At 47.6% G+C, this 7,966-nt stretch carries 5 protein-coding genes; 2 read left to right on the top strand and 3 right to left on the bottom strand.

What is annotated here, in order from left to right; translation table 11 throughout:
* Window positions 1-83: 83 nt before the first annotated feature.
* Complete coding sequence (locus AC6RV6_RS13790) at window positions 84-812, bottom strand: LmeA family phospholipid-binding protein (RefSeq protein ID WP_500241430.1); 729 nt, start codon at window positions 810-812, stop codon at window positions 84-86.
* A gap of 223 nt (window positions 813-1,035) precedes the next feature.
* Between AC6RV6_RS13790 and AC6RV6_RS13785 the strand changes: the two genes are divergently transcribed.
* Both AC6RV6_RS13785 and AC6RV6_RS13780 read left to right on the top strand, forming a co-directional pair.
* Window positions 1,036-1,839: a pseudouridine synthase gene (locus tag AC6RV6_RS13785; RefSeq protein WP_500241429.1), complete on the top strand. Its 804-nt coding sequence runs from the start codon at window positions 1,036-1,038 to the stop codon at window positions 1,837-1,839.
* 19 nt (window positions 1,840-1,858) lie between these two features.
* Window positions 1,859-2,812 (top strand): helix-turn-helix domain-containing protein, encoded by a 954-nt coding sequence (locus AC6RV6_RS13780; RefSeq protein ID WP_500241428.1) that lies wholly within the window; start codon window positions 1,859-1,861, stop codon window positions 2,810-2,812.
* Between the two features lie 44 nt (window positions 2,813-2,856).
* Here AC6RV6_RS13780 and malQ read toward each other — a convergent pair whose 3' ends face one another.
* Entirely contained in the window at window positions 2,857-4,383 is a 1,527-nt protein-coding gene (gene malQ / locus AC6RV6_RS13775) for a 4-alpha-glucanotransferase (RefSeq protein WP_500241427.1), read from the bottom strand.
* 119 nt (window positions 4,384-4,502) lie between these two features.
* Window positions 4,503-7,844 (bottom strand): EAL domain-containing protein, encoded by a 3,342-nt coding sequence (locus AC6RV6_RS13770; RefSeq protein WP_500241426.1) that lies wholly within the window; start codon window positions 7,842-7,844, stop codon window positions 4,503-4,505.
* Between the last annotated feature and the right edge of the window lie 122 nt (window positions 7,845-7,966).

The raw sequence follows: 7,966 nt of genomic DNA, 5'->3' as shown, positions 1-7,966 counted from the left end.
ACTGGTGACTGGTGACTGGTGACTGGTGACTGGTAACTGGTGACTGGTGACTGGTAACTGGTGACTGGTGACTGGTGACTGAATCATGGATTAACGATGATTCCTCCCTTAATTAGGAGTTTCTCCTCAGATAAACTCAACTCTTCTATTTCCACTTCCGAACCCAGATCGAAAGAGAAAGAATCCGGCGTTTGAGGAAAGAAAGAATTTTCGATCGCTAAAGGAAATAAATGCAATTGAGATGTTCCAATTAATTGTAAACCCGCTCGTAATTTCAGGGGCGTTGCTTGGCGATCGGGCGTGGTGAGTCTTCCCGATAGAGAGATTTCCCCCGCCAAAATTTCGAGATTCTGCCAGTCGATCTCCCACGTTTCCCCAGTATTGTCATGAGTTCCGTAAGAATCACGCAGATTTTCTGGATCTCCAACCAAACTGATGAGAAAATCTTTTAACGCCGTTGCCAGCAACGGAGAATTTAAAGAAGTTTTTAGATCTGCTTCCTCGAGCAGAACTTCCCCCGTAACAGTAATAGGTTCGAGAATTTGTAAGGGTTTCCCTTTAATAACTTGGCCTAAATTAATGCGGATGTTTTCCCCGATCGCCCAACCCTGCGTAAAGTGTAATGCTTGATAGACCGCTCCCTCAAACGCCAATGCGACCTTGGGAATATAACCCGTGAGGATTTGCCGATTTTTTCCCACAATATCCAGATCCAAGCGATCGAGGCGATCGCAGACCGATCGCAGCCAAAAACGAAGGGCTGGGGAGAGTATTTTACCAATTCGAGCGCTAGAGGTTGAAGGTATCGACATTAACTTATAATTGCTAAATTTCTTTTAACTAAAGGAATATCCCTGCAAATCTACAGAAATTTCTCGCAAATTTTTCGGCAATTTGAGCAAAGTTGCCCGCAAGATCGGCCAGAATCCTGTTAATATTTGTACATACTTTAGCAAACTTCGTCGATTAGATTGAAGACTTTTCTTCATAGTCTTGGCTCGCGTCGCATTCCCCCTTGAATTGGAGTAGACTTTCATGCAAGAAAGGGTGCAAAAAATAATCTCCCGCCACGGGATTGCCTCTCGAAGACAGGCTGAAACCGCGATCGCGGCCGGTCGCGTGCGAGTCAATGGGGAATTGGCGCATTTAGGGCAAAAAGCCGATCTCCTCGGCGGCGATCGCGTGGAAATTGACGGGAAAGCGATCGGTCAATCTCTTCCGAAAAAATTATATATTCTACTAAACAAACCCGCAGGAGTCGTATGTACTTGCCGGGATCCCCAAGGACGAAAGACAGTTCTCGATTTTCTTCCCTCCCAAACCCAAAAAGGTTCGGGTATCCACCCCGTCGGACGTTTGGATCTAAATTCGACAGGAGCGATTATATTAACCAATGATGGTGACTTTACCCTTGCCTTGACCCATCCGCGCTATCATCTGCCCAAAACTTATCGCGTTTGGGTAAAAGGCTCTCCTCCTCAAGCCATCCTGCAACAATGGCGACAGGGATTAATGCTCTCGGGTCAAATGACTTTGCCCGCTCGAATTGATGTTTTAAAATGCAATGGGGATAGAACTTGGTTAGAGATTGTGTTAAAAGAAGGAAAAAATCGTCAAATTCGTCGAATTGCCGAACAATTGGGCTATCCTGTTATGCAACTGCATCGCAGTGCGATTGGTTCTCTCTCGCTCAAGTCTCGCGATCGCTCCCCCTTAACATCAGGTTGCTATCGTTTTCTCTCAGAAGCAGAAATTCGTACCCTTTTGTCTTACGCTTATCACTCTCATTATTCTCACCCTTGTCCTTCTCAATCCTTATCCGCGTTAAAAAGCCTGTAGATCCACGGAGACCCTTATAATGCACAAGCAAATTCATCTGACGCCAAACCAAGAGGAAAAACTCAGAGAATTAGGCGCTTATCTCCGCGAAATTCGCCTAAAACAATCTCTATCTCTACACGAGGTAGAAGAAAAAACGCGGATTAAGGCTCGCGTGTTAGCCGCAATTGAAGAAGGGACAGGAAATGAATTACCAGAACCTGTCTACGTTCGCGCTTTGATTCAGCAATTTGCCGAAGCCCTTGGTTTAGAAGGACGAGACTTTGCCTCAGCTTTTCCCATTGACCCCAAAATCAAAGGCATTCAGACCTCTTGGAAACCCTTGCGACGTTATAAAGTTCGTCTTTTTCCTTGGTATCTTGCTTATACTCTGATCCTTGTTTGCGCGATGAGCGGTTTTTCTTTGCTGGCCTCGCGATCGAGGGAAAACTTTACGCAAACCCCTTCTCCCGCAACAGCAGATGAAAATAATGCCGAATCTCCCGCGATCGCCAATGCTCCGGCTAATAATACAGCCACAAAACCCGTAAGCGCTCCTCAAAATTCTTCGCAAAACTCTTCTCAATCTGCTGTCCCATCACCTCCCAAGGCACAACCACCAAAACCAGCAGCCGTCCCGCCTCAATCTCCTTCTCCAACTGCAACTACTCCGACTTCACCCACGCAAACCGTTAGCGATCGCCCACAAGATCCCCCTCTCCCACAAGCTACAGACCCAAATGCCCCCGTTGTCGTTTCCATGACCCTTCAAGATGATTGTTGGTTAAAAGTTGTCGCAGATGGCAAAATCGTCTATCAAGGCACTCTGGCCAAAGGGGAACAAAAAACTTGGCACGCACAAGAGCAAATCACCGTAGTGGCGGGGAATGCTGGAGGCGTTGTCGTTGCTATCAACAACCAAGAAGCCAAGCCCCTCGGAACGCGAGGAGCCGTTGAAACTGCAACCTTTGTGCCACCTAAATCCCGCTCTTAGCTCGGAGAAGAACGAATGAGAAAATCGGCTGGAAAGATGAGATTTTAGCCGTTTTCCTCATCTCTTTTTTCTGGGGCGCGGCCGTAAACTTCAGTCATTTTGGCAAGGCGATCGCGAATTTCGGGGGTAAGTTGCTCAGATCGATAGCACCAGTCCCAATTCCCTTCAGCGCGGCCGGGAAGGTTCATGCGTCCTTCTTCTCCTAACCCCAGTAGATCTGGGAGGGTTAAAATCGCTAGTTTACCGACAGAAGAGAGTACCACCCGCATGAGCGCCCAGTGAATGCCCTCGGCAGGTTCTCCCCCTAAATAGTCCCAAACGCGCTGTTTTTCTTCTGGCGATCGCGCTTCAAACCAACCAACCGTCGTATTATTATCGTGAGTTCCCGCGTAAACAACGCAGTTGTGAGGATAATTAAAAGGTAAGAAACCATTCCCCGTTCCCGAGTCAAAGGCAAAATGCAGGAGTTTCATGCCGGGGAACTCAAAGCGATCGCGCAATTCTTCCACTTCAAGCGTAATCACCCCTAAATCTTCGGCTACGATGGGCAACTCTCCTAAATCTTCCTTGAGAATCGTGAAAAATTCTATGCCGGGAGCGCTCAGCCATTCCCCATTGGTTGCCACCTTTTCCCCTTGCGGCACCGCCCAATAGGCTTCAAAGCCTCGGAAATGATCGATTCGCATCAGATCGACATAATTAAGCATGCCCTCAATGCGTTGCACCCACCATTTAAAGTTGGTTTCTTCTAAAACCTTCCAGTTATAAACGGGATTGCCCCAAAGCTGACCGGTTTCGCTGAAATAATCCGGCGGAACTCCCGCCATTAACTCGGGTTCTCCAGTTTCTTCGTCCAAACGAAAAATCTCTGGATGCGCCCAAACATCAACACTATCGTGGGCAACATAAATAGGAATATCGCCAAAAATTTTAATACCGTTGCGATTGGCATATTCTTTCAGGGTAGACCATTGCCGGAAAAATTCTGCTTGCAGGTATTGATGGAAAAAGATTTCTTTCGCCAGCTTTTCCCGACAAGCCGCGAGAGCTTTGGGATCCCGTTTGGCCAATTTTTCATCCCACTGATACCAACTTTGTCCCTGATGGTCTGCTTTGATGGCCATAAAGAGCGCATAATCATCCAACCAATAAGCCTGCTCTTGACAAAAGGTTGTAAAGGCTTTTAGCCGCTCGGGAGTGGCAAGAGTCGAAAAATTTTGACTGGCTTTTCTTAAGAGGGGAAACTTGCTGGCAATGACGCGATTGTAATCAACGCGATCGCCATCAAATTCCGGTAAACTTGCCAAATCCGCCGCACTTAACAATCCCTCGGACTCGAGCCACTCCAAATTAATTAAGAGGGGATTTCCCGCCAATGCCGAATAGGAAAGGTAGGGAGAATTTCCGTACCCCGTCGGTCCGATGGGTAAGATTTGCCACACCTGCTGGCCGCTTTCGACTAAAAAATCGATAAAACCATAGGCCGCTTTGCCCAAGTCTCCAATGCCAAAAGCACCGGGGAGAGAGGTCGGATGCAGCAAAATTCCGCTAGCGCGTCTCGGTAAAGGCATATATTCAATGAACAATTATCAATAGGTCGATCGGATCTGACGAATGCAATTCGCCATCCTTCGACCTCAATTATCAATGAATAACGAACAATGAACAATGGGAAACCGGGATTCTGCCTTCAACCTTGTTTTAATACGTCTTCAACTTCGTTTTTGGTCAGGGGATGGAAAAATAAATAGCCCTGACCAAATTCGCAGCCCAAGGTTTTAAGTTGATTTAATTGTGACTCGGTTTCAATGCCCTCAGCGACGACATCCATGCCTAAAGCGCGGGAGAGAGAGACGATCGCTTGTACGATTTCGAGATTTTTACCGTTGGGCTGCATTCGCTTGACAAAAGAGCGATCGATTTTCAGGGTATTGACGGGAAAGCGATGAAGATAGCTTAAAGAAGAATAACCCGTCCCAAAATCGTCAATACAGAGTTGAATATTCCGCTCTCGCAGGGCTAAGAGCATTTGCGTGGCGGCTTCGACGTTATCCATTAAAATGCTTTCGGTGATTTCCAATTTCAAAGACATCCCTTGTAACCCTGTGTTTGCCAAGATTCGATCGATCGCGTCAATAAAATCTGGTTCGCGAATCTGTTTGCCGGAAAGATTAATATTGATTGTTAAAGAGGAATAATAGGGAAACTGCTCCTGCCATAGATGCAGTTGTCGGGTGGCTTCCTGTAAAATCCAAGCACCAATGGGGACGATCGCGCCGGTTTCTTCGGCAATGGGAATGAATTTGGCAGGGGAAATTAACCCTTTTTCTGGATGCTGCCAGCGCAATAGTGCCTCGAAACCCATTAATTCTCCCGTTGCTAAGGAAATAATGGGTTGGTAGCAAACAAATAATTCCTCTCGTTCCAGCGATCGCCGCAGGTGGGTTTCCAATTCCAAACGGGCGAGGGCGGAGGCGTGCATTTGGCTATTGAAAATGGCGTAGCGTCCTTTTCCGAGGGCTTTAGCGCGATACATGGCGGTGTCGGCATCTCGGAGAAAATCCTCGGGGCGATCGTAAACAATCGGCGAGCAAGATGTCGGGCCCCTCTCCAAATAATCTAATTGTGAAAAAGCAATGCCGATACTGGTATTAGTAAAAACTTCGTGACCCTCGAGATCGAAAGGCGATCGCAGGCTCGCAATAATCATTTCTGTAATATCGAGGGCATCTTGGGGATCGGCGAGTTCTTCGAGAAGAATGGTGAATTCATCTCCTCCAAGTCTGGCTAAAGTATCGCTGGGACGCAGACAGCTTTCCAAGCGCCGCGCCATTTGCACCAAGAGAAGATCTCCGAGGGTATGTCCCAAGCTATCGTTAATGACTTTAAACCAATCGAGGTCGAGGAAGAGAACGGCGAATAAATAGCCTCCTCGACGGCTGGCGCGACGCATGGTATGCCAGAGGCGATCGATAAATGAGGCGCGGTTGGGTAAATCCGTGAGCGCGTCGTAAAAGGCACTGTGACGCAAGCGGGCTTCGGCTTGCTTGCGTTCGGTAATATCGCTGCTGATGCCGTCGATGCGAAAGGGTTTCCCGTCGTCATCGCGGACGAGGTGACTGCGACAGTAGAGCCATCGTATATCTCCTTGGGGTCGCAGGATGCGATATTCGATTTCAGCGTGGCCAATGCCCATTAAAACTTGGATTTGGCGTTTGAGGCGCGATCGGTCTTCAGGATGGACGATCTCGAGCCAAAGATTGGGATCGCGGAAAAATTCGGTGACGGGGCGACCGTAAACGGTTTCGGCGGCTTGATTGAGGTACAGGGGTAACAATCGATCTGCCGTTGCCGACCAAACGACATCTTCAATGGAGGCAAGAATTCCCTCCAGTCGTCGTTCGCTGGCTTGCAATGCCTCTTCTGTCTGCTTGCGATCGCTAATATCCACCAATTGTCCGAGAAGATGGCTGGGAATGCCGCGATCGTCTTTGACGACGACTCCTTGCAATAGGGCGCAGACAATCCGTTCGTCTCGAACGAGGAAGCGTTTTTCCAGTTGAAAGCGATCGATTTCTCCCAGTAAAAGTTTTTGGTTGATGGCCAGATCGGCGGCGCGATCGTCGGGATGGGTGAGTTCTCTTTGATTTTTTTGCACGAGTTCCCCTCGGGAATAACCTAAGGCTTGACACAATGCTTGATTGACTTGTAAATAACAGCCGTCGAGGCTGGCAATAAACATGCCGATGGGGGCGAGTTCAAAGGTCAGGCGAAACCGTTCTTCACTCTCTCGCAGGGCAATCTCGGCTTGGTAGCGATCGCTGATGTCGGTTTGAATTTTAATGTAGTGGGTCAAGTATCCTTGAGGATCGAGGACGGGGGCGAGATAGAGTTCGCTCCAGAAGGGGGTGCCGTCGCGACGATAATTTTGGAAGATGGCATGGTACTCTACGCCGCAAAGTTTAGCACTGGCGATCTCTTGTTGAATTTTTGGGTCGGTTTGCTTGCTGTAGAGGCAAGAACTTCCTTGCCCGAGCAATTCTTCTGTTTTGTATCCCATTAGTTTTTCAAAACTGGGATTTGTGTAGATAATGGGGGTATTTTGGGCGATCGCATCGGTAATGACAATACTATTGCTGCTGGCATCCAAGGCGCGTTTGAAGAGATTGAGTTGAGTCAGTTGCTGTTGTTTTTGTTGGGCTGCGGCAATAATCTCACTGATGGCTTGGAGAAATTCGAGTTCGTTTTCTGCAAATTGTCGCGATCGCCGAGAATACACGCCTAACATTCCATAAATGCCTTCTTCTCGGGCAATGAGCAGATTTGCCCCACTGACAATCTTACTATTATGGAATAATGGGGACGCATGAAAGCGCGTTTCAATGGGAAGATCGTCGAAGACTACGGGGGCTTTCCTATCGAGAGTATAACCGGCTAGAGAGGTCTCAGAGAGCCAAATCTTGGCATAACCGATGAAGTCTTCCGACCAGCCTAATCCTGCTTTGAGAATTAAGGAACTTTCATTGCTCAGACCTTCGAAAATACCAATAAATTCCACCTCTAAGGTCGTAGCGATCGCTCGACCCGCTTCTTGTAGCACGTTCTCAAAGTTTGGTTCGGTCAAGCTCAATTGACTCAGGTGGGTAATAATTGCTTGATAGCGCAGGCGATCCCTGAGACGGTTGGCCAACCGTGTTGAAGCCTCGAGGTTTTGTTGCAGTTCGAGGAGTTGGTCGCGATCGGGAGAGCGATCGGGAATTTTGTTTTTTTGGCTCGTTGAACTTTCTGCATGAATCCGTTTTTTTCGCCAAAACAGAATCGCTAGCACTGACACGATGCAACTCGATATCAATAAAGGTGTTAGGTCTTGCGTTGTGAAAGGAGATAATTGTAGATTTTCAAGCTCAAATAAAGAGAATATTTTTTGGTTTTCAACTAAGGTGATAATACTGAGAGAAAGACAGGGAAGATTGAGCGAGAAAGTGCGTTCCTTACCGCGATCGCTCAAGGGGATCGTTGAAAAAATACTCATTTTCGAGCTTTTCGCAATCGGTTCTTTTGTTTTCCATCTTGGCGATCGGGCAAATTGTTTCATCGAATCAATCTAAAATTTTAGGGACAGGCCTATTTTTCGTTGCCTGCCACTTTTCTCTA

Source organism: Spirulina sp. LEGE 11439 (assembly GCF_059821285.1).
The sequence above is the reverse complement of the archived record's forward strand: the minus strand, read 5'-3'. Positions and strand labels throughout refer to the sequence as shown.